Consider the following 14,333-nt stretch of genomic DNA (forward strand, 5'->3'; position numbering starts at 1 on the left):
GGTAAAAGAGTACCTCGGTGCCGCCGGCTCGAAGGTGGTGGAAATAAACGGGCCTCGTGAGTGGTAATGACGGTTCTAACCGTCATTACCACTCACGACCCCACTCCCTACTTGAGCTCCGAGCTTGTCTTGCCCAGAATCCGGCGCGCCACGATCAGCTGCTGGATCTGCTGCGTCCCCTCGAAAATGTCGAGAATCTTCGCGTCCCGGCTCCACTTCTCCAGCAGCGATTCCTCGGTGTACCCCAAGGTCCCGGTCAGCTCGACGCACTTGAGCGTGATCTCGACGACCGAGCGGCCCGCCTTCGCCTTGGCCATCGAGGCCTGCAGCGAGTTCGGCTTGCGGTTGTCGGCCATCCACGCCGATTCCATGGTGAGCAGGTACGCCGATTCGTAGTCGGCCTCCAGCTGCAGGAAGGCCGCCGCGGCCGCGTGCTGGCTGTGGACGGGCTTGTCGTAGTCGATCGTCACGCCGGCCTCGGTGAGGATCCGCTTGGTCTCCTCCAGCGCCGCGCGGGCGACGCCGATGGCCATGGCGGCGACCAGCGGGCGGGTGTTGTCGAAGGTCTGCATGACCCCGGCGAAACCCTTGGCGGTGTCGATCTCCGGCGTGCCGAGGAGGTTCTCCCGGGGCACGCGGACGTTTTCGAAGCGCAGCACGGCGGTGTCGGAGGCGCGGATACCGAGTTTGTGCTCGACGCGCACCACCTCGAAGCCGGGCGTGCCCTTCTCCACGACGAACGACTTGATCGCCGCGCGGCCCTTCGTCTTGTCCAGGGTGGCCCAGACGACGACGGCGTCGGCGCGCTCGCCCGCGGTGACGAAGATCTTCTCGCCGTTGAGCACGTAGTCTTCGCCGTCGAGGCGCGCGGTCGCGGTGATCGCGGCCGAGTCCGAGCCGCAGTCCGGTTCGGTGATCGCCATCGCGGCCCACAACCCGGAGAACTTCTTGAGCTGCTCGTCGGTGGCGACCGAGCCGATGGCGGCGTTGCCGAGACCCTGGCGCGGCATCGACAGCAGCAGACCGACGTCGCCCCAGCACATCTCGATCGTGCCGAGCACGATGTTGAGGTTGGAACCGTTGCGGTTGCCCGGTTTCTCGTCCTTCTCGGACCGGCGGACACCTGCCGCGCCCGCACCGCCCTCACCGGAGGAGTTCAGCCCGTCCAGCAGTGCGGCGAACATGTCGAGCTCGGCCGGGTAGGTGTGCTCGGCGCGGTCGTACTTGCGCGAGATCGGCCGGAACACCTCGGCCGCGGCCTGGTACGCCTGGTTGATCAGGGTGCCGGCCTTCTTCGGAACCTCAAGGTTGATCATGATTGCCTTTCGAAAAGTCCTAGAGGAGGACGGCGCCTTCCATCACGCCGATCGCACGGAGGTCGCGGTACCAGCGTTCGACCGGGTGTTCCTTGACGAACCCGTGCCCGCCGAGCAGCTGGACACCGGCGCTGCCGATCTGCATTCCCTTGTCTGCGGCCAGTTTCCGGGCCAGTGCGACCTCGCGGGCGTACGGCTTGCCCTGTTCGGCGCGAGCGGCGGCGCGCAGCGTGACCAGCCGCAGGCCCTCCAGCTCGATGGCGATGTCGGCGACAGAGAACGCGACGGCCTGCCGGTGGCTGACCGGTTCGCCGAACGCCTTGCGCTCGTTGACGTAAGGCACGACGTAGTCGAGGACGGCCTTCGCGGTACCCGCGGCTAGCGCGGCCCAGCCGAGCCGTGAGAGCCGGACGATCTCGGTGAAGACCTCGGCCTTGCCGCCGCCGAGCAGCGCTCCGGCGGGCAGGGCGACCTTCTCCAGGTGGAGCTTGCCGGTCGCCGCCCCGCGCAGGCCCATCGCGGGCTCGCTCTCGATGGTGACACCGGCGTTCGACGACTCGACGAGGAAGAGCGCCGGACCCCGGCCTTCCAGGTCGGCCGAGACGATGAACAGTTCGGCGTCCGCAGCGCGGGGGACCAGCGACTTCACGCCGTCGAGCTGGTAGCCCTTCGGGGTGCGGCGGGCCTTCGTGGCCGGTTTGAACGGGTCGAACAGCGCCGTCCGCTCCTGCAGTGCGAGCGCCGCGGCCGGGACGTTCTCGCCGACGAACGCGGGCAGGTAGTCCGCCTGCTGCTGCTCGTCGCCGTAGGACACCAGCGCGGTGCTGACCGCGGACGGCGCGAGGACCGCGACCGCCAGGCCGAGGTCGCCGTGCGCGAGGGCCTCGGCGACCAGCGCGTTCGTGACGACCGAGCGTTCGGTGCCGATACCGCCCAGTTCCTCGGGGATGCCGACCAGCGAGATCCCGAGTTCGGCGGCGCGGCTCAGCAGGCCTCCGGGCGCGCTGAGCTTCGCGTCGGCGTCGGACGCCGCGGGCCGCAGCTGTTCGGCCGCGAACTCCGTCACCGTCTCGACGATGAGCTGCTGATCCTCGCTCGGGGTGAGGTCGAACAGCCCGGTGTCCCCGGCGGGCGCGAGCCGCGCGGGCTTGCCCAGCCGCTGGGCGGACTTGAACGTCCTTCCCGCCGCGCCGGCGACCCGGAAGCCGCCTCGTGTCCCGGCACTGACCAGGTTCTGCACGGGCTTCCGCAAACCTGCCCGTTCAATGACCTTGCTCCCGGCCAGCCGGGTGAGCGCGGACAGGCCGAGGCCCATCGCGTCTCGTTTCCTAGGCGCACCCACGGTGAGTTCTCCCTGCCTCGCTTACCTACTCGTGAGTAGGTTAACTCCCTTTGGGTGGGAGCGCCACCAGGGGGGAGGCGAACGTCACGCTCGTGAGTGATTTGGGTCGTCTAACGACCCGAATCACTCACGACCTTGAGTCGTGTCCGCTCGAACATCACCAGCCCCACGGCCGCCGCCGCCACAATGCCGACGAGCACGATCGCCGGGACCAGTTCCAGCAGCGGCGTCGCCGCCAGCAGAAGCACCGCGAGCACCAGCCGCCGCACGTTCCACGCGCCCAGGTTCCGCCGCCGCATCCCGCTCAACGCGATCAGGTACAGCGCGATCCCGCCGGTGAGCGCCCAGATCGGCGTGCCGTGCAGGCCGTCGGCGAGGCTGTGGTGTTCGGTGTCGGACACGTACAGCAGCGACTTCTTCAGTCCCAGCGCCACGAGCACGATGCCGGCGATGAGCGGGAGGTGCAGGAAGGTGTAGGTGTCCGTGCCGATCCGGACCCGTTCCACCCCTTCCGCCCGCTTGAGGTTGCGCTCGGAGACGTGCGCGACGACGGAGAAGTACATCCACCACATCGACGACGCCAGCACGAGCCCGAAGATCGCGGCCAGCGTGATCGGCCAGGACATCGGGTACGAGCTGATCCCGATGCCGATCGCCACGATCGACTCGCCCAGCGCGATGATCACGATCAGCCCGAACCGCTCGGCGAAGTGGCCGGGCTGGTGCAGCCGCCAGTCCGACGAGCGGGTCCGGAAGACGTTGAGATAGTCGATCAGCATGGCGACGGCCCAGATGCCGAGCTGGATCCAGCCGGAGAAGAACGCCGCGGTGGTCAGGAGTGCGACGCTCGGCAGCAGGCCGACGAACATCTTCACCAGCACCTTGCGCAGCGCCGGATCCTGCCGCGCGGCACCGAAGTACGCGATCAGGTGCAGCAGGCGCACGAGGAAGTAGCAGCCGACGAACATCAGCGGCGCGTACAGCCCGCCGGGCAGGTCGGTGAATGCCTCGGGGATGGTCAGCGAGACCAGGAACATCGTCGCCATCGCGGCGAACATCGCCAGCTGGGCGATGCCCCGGTCGACGTGCAGGGTGTTGGCCAGCCAGGCGTAGGCGCACCAGCACCACCACAGCACGGCGATCGTGGCGATGCCCTGCCCGATGCCGAGCGGGCTGAGGTGATCGGCCATCAGCTGGGTGGTCTGGGTGATGGCGTAGACGAAGACCAGATCGAAGAAGAGCTCCAGCGTGGTGACCTTGTGGTCTTCTTCCCGGGTCACCAGGTGCAGGCCGCGTTTCGTGGGCACGCGCATATCGTGCCCGTCACCCCTTTGCGGCACACTCGAGTTTGCTTAAAGCGGACTTTCAGTTCACGCCGAGCACCGCGTGCATCAGCGTCGTCAGCTCCGCCTCGATATTCGGGCGACCGTTGACCCGCCGGGTGCGGGCGAGGTCGTTCGCGATGGTCAGCGCCGCGTGCACGGTGATCTTCACTTCGCGCAGGCTCAGCTCCGGCCGGACCTCCGACGCCAGCGCGATCCAGCGCCCGACGTAGTCCCGCTGGACCCGGATCAGGTCCGCCTTGTCCTTCTCCGGCAGCTCCATGGGGCTGCCGGAGAAGGACACGAGCAGCTCGGGCGTGTGCAGCAGAGTGTGCACATAGGACGCCGCCAGCCTGCGCAGCGCGTCGCGTTCGTCGCCGGTCCGCAGCGCGCGTTCCGCGGCGAGCGCCAGCCTGTCCGCCGCGCGGTGCCCGATCGCCACCATCAGCGCGGCCTTGCTGGGGAAGTGCCGGTACACGCTGGGCCCGGCGATCCCGGCCGCCGCGCCGATCTCCTCCATGCTCACCGAGCGGAACCCGCGTTGCCCGAACAGCCCGGTCGCGGCCGCGAGGATCTGCTCGCGCCGGGACGGCTCCCCGAGCGCGATCGACGGCGTCTCGGGGGAGGGTTCGACGGGCTCGGGGAGTGTGACATGCAGCACTGACTCCGCCAGCTGCACCAGGATTTGCGCGAAGCGTTTCTTCGCCGCCGACGTGTGATGTACCGACACGCTGCCGAACACGCTCAGCCCCGCCCAGCAGTGCAGTTCGGCGTCCTCGGCGATCAGTTCGGGGCGCAGCGCGAGCAGCGCCTTCGTCCACGCCGCGAGCACCGCGCCGGAGCGGCGGCGGATCTCCCGCTGGTCCTCCTTGGGCAGATGCCTACCCTCCCAGCGCCACAGCGCGGCGACCTCGCGCCGCTCCACCGCCTGCGCGGCGAGCGTCCCGAGCAGGGCGTTGACCTGGGCGGGGACCGGGATGTCGACGTCGGCGAGCGTCTCGGTGGTGGCCTTCTCCATGTCGTCGATGCCGGAGAGGACGACGTAGGAGAGCACCGCCTGCTTGTCCGAGAAATGCCGGTACAGCGCGGGCCCGGTGATCCCGGCCGCGGCGGCGATGTCGTTGATGCCGACCCCGTGGAACCCCCGGGCGCGGAAGAGCTCCGCGGCGAGGCCGGCCAGCTGGGCCTTGCGGTCGCGCGGTCGGGGAGAACGCTCGGTCGGGTGATCCATAGGTGAACACACGATAGCGCCGGTTGCGTACATCGCAACCCATTGACACCATGGGGTTAGCGCGGTTTATGTTAATGGCCATTAGCATGGCTACTGGCCGGTACGATCCGGCTGTGTTCATCCCTGATACAGCGCCGTACTGCGGAGGAGTTTTTCTGTGAGTAGCGAGGCCTACATCTACGAGGCGATCCGTACGCCTCGCGGCAAGAACAAGGGCGGTGCCCTCCACGGCACCAAGCCGGTCGATCTCGTGGTCGGCCTCATCGAGGAACTGAAGGTCCGCCACCCGAACCTCGACCCCGCCGTGATCGACGACGTCGTCCTCGGCGTGGTCTCCCCGGTCGGTGAGCAGGGCGCCGTGATCGCGCGCACCGCCGCGCTGAACGCGGGCCTGCCGGAGTCGGTGGCCGGCGTACAGCTGAACCGCTTCTGCGCCTCCGGCCTCGAAGCCACCAACACCGCCGCGCAGAAGGTGCGCTCGGGCTGGGACCAGCTGATCATCGCCGGTGGCGTCGAGTCGATGTCGCGTGTGCCGATGGGCTCCGACGGCGGCGCGCTGTTCATGGACCCCGCCACCGCGTACGACAACTACATCGTCCCGCAGGGCACCGGCGCCGACCTGATCGCGACCATCGAGGGCTTCACCCGCGATGACGTCGACGCGTGGGCCGTCCGCTCGCAGGAGAAGGCCGAAGCGGCCTGGTCCGGTGGCTACTTCGCGAAGTCCGTCGTCCCGGTCAAGGACATCAACGGCGTCACCATCCTCGACCACGACGAGCACCGTCGCCCGGGTACCACCGTCGAGGGCCTCGGCAAGCTCAAGCCCGCCTTCGCGGGCATCGGCGAACTGGGCGGCTTCGACGCCGTCGCGCTGCAGAAGTACCACTCGGTCGAGCGCATCAACCACGTCCACACCGGCGGTAACTCCTCCGGCATCGTGGACGGCGCCGCGGTGGTGCTGGTCGGCAGCGAGCAGATCGGCAAGGACTTCGGCCTGACCCCGCGCGCCCGCATCGTGGCGACCGCGACCGTCGGCTCCGAGCCCACGATCATGCTCACCGGCCCGACCCCGGCCACCGAGAAGGTCCTCAAGCTCGCCGGCCTCACGCCGGACGACATCGACCTGTGGGAGCTGAACGAGGCCTTCGCCTCGGTCGTCCTCAAGTGGATCAAGGACCTGAACCTCGATGAGGAGAAGGTCAACGTCAACGGCGGCGCCATCGCGATGGGGCACCCGCTGGGCGCCACCGGCGCGATGCTGGTCGGCACCGTCGTCGACGAGCTGGAGCGTCGTCAGGCGCGCCGCGCCCTGGTCACCCTGTGCATCGGCGGCGGCATGGGCGTCGCCACCATCATCGAGCGGGTCTGAGGGATAGAGACATGACTGAAGCGAAGACCATCCGCTGGGAGCAGGACGCCGACGGCATCGTCGTGCTCACCCTGGACGACCCGAAGCAGTCCGCCAACACGATGAACGCCGACTTCCGCGAGTCGCTCGGCGTGGTCGTGGATCGCCTGGAGGCGGAGAAGGACAGCATCACCGGTGTCGTCCTCACCTCGGCCAAGAAGACCTTCTTCGCCGGTGGTGACCTCAACGACCTGATCAAGGCCAAGCCGGAGAACGCGGCCGAGATCACCGAGAGCAGCGGCCTGATGAAGGGCCAGATGCGCCGGCTCGAGCAGCTGGGCAAGCCGGTCGTGGCCGCCATCAACGGCGCCGCGCTCGGCGGCGGTCTCGAACTCGCGCTCGCGACGCACCGCCGCATCGCGGCCGACGTCAAGGGCAGCCAGATCGGCCTCCCCGAGGTCACCCTCGGCCTGCTCCCCGGCGGCGGCGGCGTGGTCCGCACCGTGCGTCTGCTGGGCATCCAGAGCGCACTGCTGAACGTACTGCTGCAGGGCCAGCGTCACCGTCCGGCGAAGGCGCTGGAACTCGGCCTCGTGCACGAACTCGTCAGCAGCGTCGAGGAACTGGTCCCCGCCGCGAAGGCGTGGATCAAGGCGAACCCCGAGGGCGGCGTCCAGCCATGGGACGTCAAGGGCTACAAGATCCCGGGCGGCACGCCGTCCAACCCGAGCTTCGCGGCGAACCTGCCCGCGTTCCCGGCGAACCTGCGCAAGCAGATCAAGGGCGCGAACATGCCCGCCCCGCGGGCGATCCTGGCCGCGGCGATCGAGGGCGCGCAGGTCGACTTCGACACCGCGATCACCGTCGAGACGCGCTACTTCATCAGCCTCGCGACCGGCCAGGTCTCGAAGAACATGACGAAGGCGTTCTTCTTCGACCTCCAGAGCATCAACTCCGGTGGGTCGCGGCCGGACGGCTTCGAGAAGTTCACGGCCAAGAAGGTCGGTGTCGTCGGCGCGGGCATGATGGGCGCCGCGATCGCGTACGTCTCGGCCAAGGCCGGCATCGACGTCGTGCTCAAGGACGTCACGCTCGAAGGCGCCGAAAAGGGCAAGGGCTACGCGGCCAAGCTGGAAGAGAAGGCCCTCTCCCGCGGCAAGACCACGCAGGAGAAGTCCGACGCGCTGCTCGCCAAGATCAAGCCGACCGACAAGGCGGAGGACTTCGCCGGCGTCGACTTCGTGATCGAGGCCGTCTTCGAGAGCGTCGAGCTTAAGCACAAGGTGTTCAAGGAGATCGAGGGCTTCGTCAACCCGGACGCCGTGCTGGGCTCGAACACCTCCACGCTGCCGATCACCTCGCTCGCCGAGGGCGTGCAGCGGACCGAGGACTTCATCGGGATCCACTTCTTCTCGCCGGTGGACAAGATGCCGCTGGTCGAGATCATCTGTGGTGAGAAGACCTCGCCCGCCACGCTGGCGAAGGTCTTCGACTACACGCTGCAGATCAAGAAGACCCCGATCGTCGTCAACGACAGCCGCGGTTTCTTCACCTCGCGCGTCATCGGCACCTTCATCAACGAGGCCGTCGCCGCACTGGGCGAGGGTGTCGAGCCCGCGTCGATCGAGCAGGCCGGCTCGCAGGCCGGTTACCCGGCCCCGCCGCTGCAGCTGATGGACGAGCTGACCCTGACGCTGCCGCGCAAGATCCGCAAGGAGACGCGCGAAGCGATCGAGGCTGCCGGTGGCACCTGGGCGCCGCACGCGTCCGAGGCCGTGATCGACACGATGCTCGACGAGTACGACCGCAAGGGCCGTTCCACCGGCTCGGGCTTCTACGACTACGACGAGGCGGGCAAGCGGACCGGGCTGTGGCCGGGCCTGCGCGACGCGTTCAAGTCGGGCAGCGCGGAGGTCCCGTTCGAGGACCTCAAGGAGCGCATGCTGTTCGCCGAGGCGCTCGAGACCGTGAAGTGCTTCGACGAAGGTGTGCTGACCACCATCGCCGACGCCAACATCGGCTCGATCTTCGGTATCGGCTTCCCGGCGTGGACCGGCGGTGTCATCCAGTACATCAACCAGTACCAGGGTGGCCTGCAGGGCTTCGTCGACCGCTCCAACGAACTGGCCGCGCGCTACGGCGACCACTTCACCCCGCCCGCTTCGCTGGTCGAGAAGGCCGCGAAGGGCGAGATCTACGAATAACCACGTGCTATGAACGGCCCGTTACTTGCAAATTTCGCAAGTAACGGGCCGTTCATAGCGTCCGGGACCTACCGGGACGAAGGTTCCAGCGCCACGTGCGGCAGCCGCCGGTCCAGCCAGCGCGGCAGCCACCACGCCCGCTCGCCGAGCAGCCGCATCACCGCGGGCACCACGAGGCAGCGGATGACGAACGCGTCCACCAGCACGGCCACCGCGAGCCCGAGCCCGAACTGCGCCAGCATCCGGTCCGGGTTGAGCAGGAACGCCCCGAACACCAGGATCATGATCACCGCCGCGGCCGTGATCACCCCGCCGGTGGTCGCGAGCCCTTCGCGGACGGCGAGGCGCGCGTCGCCGGTGCGCCGCCATTCCTCGTGCATCCGGGATACCAGGAACACCTCGTAGTCCATGGAAAGCCCGAACACGATCGCGAAGATCATCACCGGCACGAACGCCTCGATCGGCCCCGGCTGCGCCCCGAACAGGCCGTCGCCGAACACGGCCGTCATGACGCCGAGCGCGGCGCCGATGCTCAGCAGGTTCAGCAAGGCCGCCTTGAGCGGGATCAGGATCGACCGGAACACCACCATCAGCAGCAGCGCCGACAACCCGACGACCACGAGCACGAACAGCGGCAGCCGGTCGCCGACGGCGTCCGCGAAGTCCACGGCCGCCGCGACCGAACCGCCGACCAGGTACTTCCCGGGCAACGACGGCAGCACTTCGGTCCGCAGCCGCTCCACCAGCTCGCCGGTCGCCTCGTCCTGCGGTGACGACGTCGGGAAGGCGAGCACCGTCGTGACACCCTGGCCCATCGGTGGTGTCACCTCGGCGATTCCAGGAGTCGCTTCGAGTTTCTGTTGCAGCGCAACACCGTCGCCGTTCTCGGCGACCACGATCAGCGGTTCGCTGAAGCCGGGGCCGAAACCTTCGGAGAGCAGGTCGTAGGCCTGGCGGGTGGTCGACGTCTCGGGATCCGTGCCGGCGTCGGCGAATCCGAGCCGCATACCGAGCGCGGGGAACGAGAGTCCGATGAGGACGATCAGGCCGATCGCCAGCGGGACCAGCGGACGCCGTTGTACCGCGTCGCCCAGCTTCCGCCATGCCTTGCCGTGCTCCCGTTTCCGAGCGTGTTTACGGATCCCCTTCTCCAGACGGCGGCCGAAGAGGGAGAGCAACGCGGGCAGCAGGGTGACCGAAGCGAGCATCGTCACCAGCACGGTCAGTGCCACCGCGAGAGCGACCCCGCGCAGCGAACCGAGACCGAGCGCGAGCAGGCCGAGCAGCGCGATGATCACCGTGCCGCCGGCGAACAGCACCGAACGGCCGGCGGTGTCGAGTGCGCGCCGAGCCGCCTGTTCGCGGTCGAGCCCGCCCAGGATTTCGCTGCGGTAGCGGGAAAAGATGAGCAGCGCGTAGTCCACGCCGACACCGAACCCGACCAGCATCATCAACGGCGCGGTATAGCCGGCGATGTCGACGAACCGGGAGACGAGCACGATCACGCCGAGCGTGCTGCCGACGGCGAAGATCGCCGAGATCACCGGGAGTCCCGCGGCGAGCAGCGAGCGGAACAGGAAGACGAGCACGACCAGCGCGGCCAGCAGCCCGACGCCCTCCGCGGGACCACCGCCTTCACCGGTTCGCTCGATCGGTTCGCCGCCGAGTTCGACCCGCAGCCCGGCCGACTCCGCCTTGTTCGCGGTCTCGACCACCCGGACGATGTCGTCGTAGGGGAGATCCGCCGATTCGAGGTCGAAAGCGAGTGCGGCGTAACCGATCGTGCCTTCACGCGAAAGCGCGGACGGAGTGTCGAACGGGCTCGTCACCGACTTGACGTGGGGCTGGTTCCGGACTTCGGCGAGCATCGCGTCGATGGGCCCGCGTGCCGTGGCGAGTCCGCCGTCGGCCTTGAGCACGATCTCGGCGGTGGCGCCGGTCTGCGCGGGCGCCTGCGTCCTGAACAGGTCCATGATCTGCTGGGATTCGGTACCCGGCAGGGAATGATCGTCGTGGTAGGCGCTTCCGGCGAGTTGCGAGCCGAGGGTGACGCCGATGAGGGTGAGCAGCCAGAGCGAGACGGCGAGCCAGCGGTGGCGCTGCGACCAGCCCGCCAGCTTCGAGAGGCTGCCCCCAGGCCGCCGCTCGGGCCGTCTCTCGGAAAGAGTGATGGTGTCCATGACGGAAAGCATCGGCTTTCCGTGGCTGGATATCGTCGGGCCCGGGCGGGCACTCCGGCCACAACTTCTGGGTACCCCTAAGGCCCTTCCCGTACTACTGGAGTTGTGGTCAGGGGGTCAACCAGCGGGGGGTGACCATGCCCGATTCGTAGGCCAGCACGACGAGTTGCGCGCGATCACGGACGTCCACTTTGGTCATGATCCGGCTGACGTGCGTCTTTGCCGTCGCCGGGCTGAGCACGAGTTCCTTCGCGATCTCGTCGTTGGAGAGGCCGGCCGCGACCAGGCTCATCACCTCGCGTTCGCGTTCGGTGAGCCGGTTCAGGGTCGGCGACGGCCCCGGCCGCGCCACCCGGCCGGCGAACTCGGAGATCAGGCGGCGGGTGATCGACGGCGCGAGCAGCGCGTCACCCCGGGCGACGACCCGGACGCCGTGGATCAGTTCCTCCGGTTCGGTGTCCTTGACCAGGAACCCGCTGGCGCCCGCGCGCAGCGCGCCGTAGACGTCCTCATCGAGGTCGAAGGTGGTGAGGATGACGACCTTGATCCCGGTCAGCGCCGGGTCTTCGAGCAGGTGCCGGGTCGCGGTGAGGCCGTCCATCCCGGGCATCCGGATGTCCATCAGGACGACGTCGGGCCGATGTTCATGTGCGGCTTCGAGGGATTGCCGCCCGTCGGCCGCCTCGGCGACCACGGTGATGTCTTCTTCACTGTTCAAGATGGACTTGAACCCGGCGCGGACGAGCCGCTGGTCGTCGACGAGCAGGACCCGGATCATTTCGCCGCTCGCAGGGGAAGCCGGGCCCGCACCCGGAAACCGCCGTCCTCGCGCGCGGCCGCGGTCAGGTCTCCGCCGAGCGCCTCGGTCCGTTCGGTCATGCCGCGGATGCCGTTGCCGGGTTCCGCGGGATGACCGAGGGGGCCGCCCCGGCCGTCGTCGTCGATCTGCACGGACACATCATGGTCGGTGTAGCCGATGCGCACCACGACGGTGCGCGCGGCGGCGTGGCGTGCGACGTTGGTCAGCGCCTCCTGGACGACCCGGAAGGCGGCGTGCTCGACGGCGGGCGGCAGATCCCTTGCCGTGCCGTCGATCTCGGTCCGGACGGTCAGCCCGTGCGCGCCGACCGCCTCGGCCAGCTCGGCGACCCTCGCCAGGCCCGGTGTGTCGGCCTGGCGCAGCATTCCCAGCGTGGCACGGAGTTCGCGCAGGGCGTCCTTGCTGGTCCGCTTGATCGTGGTGAGCGCTTCTTCGGACTGGGCGGGATCCTTGCCGTGCAGGGCCGCGCCGGCCTGGACGTTGATGAGCGCGAGGTTGTGCCCGAGGACGTCGTGCAGTTCGCGCGCGATCCGCAGCCGCTCTTCGGTGGCGCGGCGCCGGGCTTCACTCTCCTTGGTGCGTTCGGCTTCGCGGCGGTAGAACGTCACCGCCCCGACCGCGACCAGCGCGATGAACCAGCCCGCCATCAGCAGGAACGCGAAGTTGTCCACCTGGCGGCCCGTCCGCGATTGCACCTCGCCGATCGCGACGCCGCCCATCGCGGCCGCCGCGACGATCGCCGCGCCGCGGATCCGCCCTGTCGACGCGGCGTTGTACAGCGCGAAGGCGAACGCGAGCAGGACGAACCCGTCGGGATCGGTGCGGGGGTAGTAGATCGCGCAGCACAGCAGGGTGAAGGCCGCGACCGACGTCGGGTACCGGCGGCGCAGGAACAACGCGGCACAGGCCAGTACCGCGCAGACCCAGCCCGCGACGGCGTTGCGAGGCGGCTCGGCCGCTTCGCCGAACGTGATCACGACGGAGCCCGCGAGCACCGCGAGGGTGACCGCGATTTCCGCCACGTACCGCCGCAGGATCGCCACAGCACGAGAGTAGCGCGCCCATCGCCGATTGACAAAAGAGATTTTTACGTACAAACTCTTTTTTGTGAGAGAGGTGGCGCAGTGAAGGACCTCGAGTACCTGGAGCGGCTGGATCAGGCGGAGGCGTTGCTGAAACCGCAGCGTGTCGACGTCCTGCGGCAACTCGCGGAGCCGCGGTCCTGCACCGAGGTGGCCGCGGTGCTGGACCAGACGCCGCAGCGGGTCTACTACCACGTGAAACGCCTGGTCGAGGCCGGTGTCGTCAAGCAGGTGTCGGAACGCCGGGTGCGCGGCATCAGCGAGGGCGTGTACCAGGCGAGCGCGCGTTCGTACTGGCTGTCGCCGCGGCTGGTCGGCCGGATCGGCCCGCGGGCGGTGCGGGACGAACTGAGCCTCGGCTACCTCGTGGACCTGATGGAAGAGGTCCAGGCCGACGTGGCCGTGCTCGACCGCGCCGCGCCGGAACTGCCGTCGATCGGTGTTTCCGGCGAGATCCGGGTGGAGCCGGAGCGGCGCCAGGAGTTCCTCGACGAACTGAAGACGACTTTGCAGGACCTGTTCACGCGCTACGGCGGTGCGGAAGGTGATGCCTTCAAACTCGCCGTGGCCTGCTATCCGAAGGGAGAACCCCATGACTGAACCGATGAGGTTCCAGGTGCGTCTGCGCGCGCCGGTCCAGGACGTCTGGCACGCGCTCACCGACGCCGGGGCACTGCGCTCCTGGCTCTCGGAACACGCCGCCGTGGACCTGCCGGGGCGGTACGAATTCTGGGGCCGCTACACACCGGTGGGCGACGTTCCGCGGCAGAAGCTCTTGCAGGCCGAGGACAACGTCCTGCAATACGCCTGGGAAATCGACGGCACCGAGACCGTCGTCGAGTTCAAGCTGGCTGAGGATGGTGAAGGGACGGTGATCACCTTCAGCCAGACCGGTCTGCCGGACTTCGAGGCGCTGCTCGCGGACCCCGATTCGCCACTCGGCATGATTCACACGTTCTGGGCGCTGTCGGTCTCGAACCTCGTCGATCACGTCGAGGGCCGTCCGATCACCGCACGCTGCGATCTCACCTCCCCGCGGATGCGCGAGGAAGTGCGGATCGACGCGCCGCGCGGGGAGGTCTACGCGTCGATCGCCGATCCCGCCGAGTTCACGCGCTGGTTCGGTGCGCGGATCGAGGCCGAGCCCCACGTCGGCGGTCGCTGGGCGATGGGCTCGCTGGAGATGGATCCGAGGCCGGCGAAGATCGTCGATCTGGTACCCGACGGCAAGATGTCGCTCGCCTACGAGGACGGCATCGTCGCCACCTGGGAGCTCGAAGATTCCGGTGGTGGCACGAAACTCACGTTCGTCCAAAGTGGATTCTCCGACGAGAAGCCGCCGTACGGCTCGTGGATGGGCTGGCTCAGCGGCGTGGCGGAACTGCGGCGGTTCCACGAGATCGACGTCTGGAACCCGATGTGGGTCGACGTCTATCTGGAAGGGACACCCGAAGGACTCATCACCATCGACGGAAAGTAGGAGGATCC

11 protein-coding genes are annotated in these 14,333 nt (G+C 68.4%); 4 read left to right on the forward strand and 7 right to left on the reverse strand.

Annotation, left to right across the window (positions count from 1 at the left end; genetic code table 11):
• Positions 1 to 107 precede the first annotated feature (107 nt).
• From ACLJRL_RS00465 to ACLJRL_RS00480, 4 genes are all read right to left on the reverse strand, one after another.
• Positions 108 to 1,316 carry an acyl-CoA dehydrogenase family protein gene (locus tag ACLJRL_RS00465; protein ID WP_410653963.1) on the reverse strand — a complete coding sequence of 403 codons (1,209 nt, stop codon included), beginning with the start codon at positions 1,314 to 1,316 and terminating at the stop codon, positions 108 to 110.
• A gap of 19 nt (positions 1,317 to 1,335) precedes the next feature.
• Positions 1,336 to 2,631: an acyl-CoA dehydrogenase family protein gene (locus ACLJRL_RS00470; RefSeq protein WP_410655111.1), complete on the reverse strand. Its 1,296-nt coding sequence runs from the start codon at positions 2,629 to 2,631 to the stop codon at positions 1,336 to 1,338.
• A gap of 137 nt (positions 2,632 to 2,768) precedes the next feature.
• On the reverse strand, positions 2,769 to 3,971 hold the full coding sequence (locus tag ACLJRL_RS00475) for a low temperature requirement protein A (protein ID WP_410653964.1): 1,203 nt from the start codon (positions 3,969 to 3,971) through the stop codon (positions 2,769 to 2,771).
• A 52-nt stretch (positions 3,972 to 4,023) separates the two neighbouring features.
• Positions 4,024 to 5,211, reverse strand: a complete 1,188-nt coding sequence (locus ACLJRL_RS00480; protein ID WP_410653965.1) for a TetR/AcrR family transcriptional regulator — start codon at positions 5,209 to 5,211, stop codon at positions 4,024 to 4,026.
• Between the two features lie 157 nt (positions 5,212 to 5,368).
• Here ACLJRL_RS00480 and ACLJRL_RS00485 point away from each other — a divergent pair, with 157 nt between their 5' ends.
• Together ACLJRL_RS00485 and ACLJRL_RS00490 are read left to right on the forward strand one after the other, a co-directional pair.
• Positions 5,369 to 6,580 (forward strand): acetyl-CoA C-acetyltransferase, encoded by a 1,212-nt coding sequence (locus ACLJRL_RS00485; RefSeq protein WP_410653966.1) that lies wholly within the window; start codon positions 5,369 to 5,371, stop codon positions 6,578 to 6,580.
• Positions 6,581 to 6,591: 11 nt separating this feature from the next.
• Positions 6,592 to 8,763 carry a 3-hydroxyacyl-CoA dehydrogenase NAD-binding domain-containing protein gene (locus ACLJRL_RS00490; protein ID WP_410653967.1) on the forward strand — a complete coding sequence of 724 codons (2,172 nt, stop codon included), beginning with the start codon at positions 6,592 to 6,594 and terminating at the stop codon, positions 8,761 to 8,763.
• Positions 8,764 to 8,831: 68 nt separating this feature from the next.
• On the opposite strand, the gene ACLJRL_RS00495 is transcribed toward ACLJRL_RS00490, so the two are convergent.
• The 3 genes from ACLJRL_RS00495 to ACLJRL_RS00505 form a co-directional block, all read right to left on the reverse strand.
• Entirely contained in the window at positions 8,832 to 10,943 is a 2,112-nt protein-coding gene (locus ACLJRL_RS00495) for an MMPL family transporter (protein ID WP_410653968.1), read from the reverse strand.
• 109 nt (positions 10,944 to 11,052) lie between these two features.
• The gene (locus tag ACLJRL_RS00500; protein ID WP_410653969.1) at positions 11,053 to 11,721 is read right to left on the reverse strand and encodes a response regulator; all 669 of its coding nucleotides are present in this window, start codon (positions 11,719 to 11,721) and stop codon (positions 11,053 to 11,055) included.
• Positions 11,718 to 12,806, reverse strand: coding sequence for a sensor histidine kinase (locus tag ACLJRL_RS00505; protein WP_410653970.1), 1,089 nt, complete (start codon positions 12,804 to 12,806; stop codon positions 11,718 to 11,720). Before ACLJRL_RS00505 ends, ACLJRL_RS00500 begins: the two co-directional genes overlap by 4 nt.
• A gap of 81 nt (positions 12,807 to 12,887) precedes the next feature.
• Here ACLJRL_RS00505 and ACLJRL_RS00510 point away from each other — a divergent pair, with 81 nt between their 5' ends.
• On the forward strand, positions 12,888 to 13,445 hold the full coding sequence (locus tag ACLJRL_RS00510) for an ArsR/SmtB family transcription factor (protein ID WP_410653971.1): 558 nt from the start codon (positions 12,888 to 12,890) through the stop codon (positions 13,443 to 13,445).
• Positions 13,438 to 14,325: an SRPBCC family protein gene (locus ACLJRL_RS00515; RefSeq protein WP_410653972.1), complete on the forward strand. Its 888-nt coding sequence runs from the start codon at positions 13,438 to 13,440 to the stop codon at positions 14,323 to 14,325. Before ACLJRL_RS00510 ends, ACLJRL_RS00515 begins: the two co-directional genes overlap by 8 nt.
• Positions 14,326 to 14,333: the final 8 nt, after the last annotated feature.

Origin of the sequence: Amycolatopsis sp. lyj-112 (assembly GCF_046549055.1) — a bacterium.
In the GTDB taxonomy this organism is placed as follows: domain Bacteria; phylum Actinomycetota; class Actinomycetes; order Mycobacteriales; family Pseudonocardiaceae; genus Amycolatopsis.

Coding starts and splice junctions, on each gene's coding strand:
- ACLJRL_RS00515 (WP_410653972.1), top strand. CDS start 13,438: ATGACTGAACCGATGAGGTTCCAGGTGCGTCTGCGCGCGCCGGTCCAG.
- ACLJRL_RS00470 (WP_410655111.1), bottom strand. CDS start 2,631: ATGGGCCTCGGCCTGTCCGCGCTCACCCGGCTGGCCGGGAGCAAGGTC.
- ACLJRL_RS00465 (WP_410653963.1), bottom strand. CDS start 1,316: ATGATCAACCTTGAGGTTCCGAAGAAGGCCGGCACCCTGATCAACCAG.
- ACLJRL_RS00490 (WP_410653967.1), top strand. CDS start 6,592: ATGACTGAAGCGAAGACCATCCGCTGGGAGCAGGACGCCGACGGCATC.
- ACLJRL_RS00500 (WP_410653969.1), bottom strand. CDS start 11,721: ATGATCCGGGTCCTGCTCGTCGACGACCAGCGGCTCGTCCGCGCCGGG.
- ACLJRL_RS00475 (WP_410653964.1), bottom strand. CDS start 3,971: ATGCGCGTGCCCACGAAACGCGGCCTGCACCTGGTGACCCGGGAAGAA.
- ACLJRL_RS00495 (WP_410653968.1), bottom strand. CDS start 10,943: ATGGACACCATCACTCTTTCCGAGAGACGGCCCGAGCGGCGGCCTGGG.
- ACLJRL_RS00480 (WP_410653965.1), bottom strand. CDS start 5,211: ATGGATCACCCGACCGAGCGTTCTCCCCGACCGCGCGACCGCAAGGCC.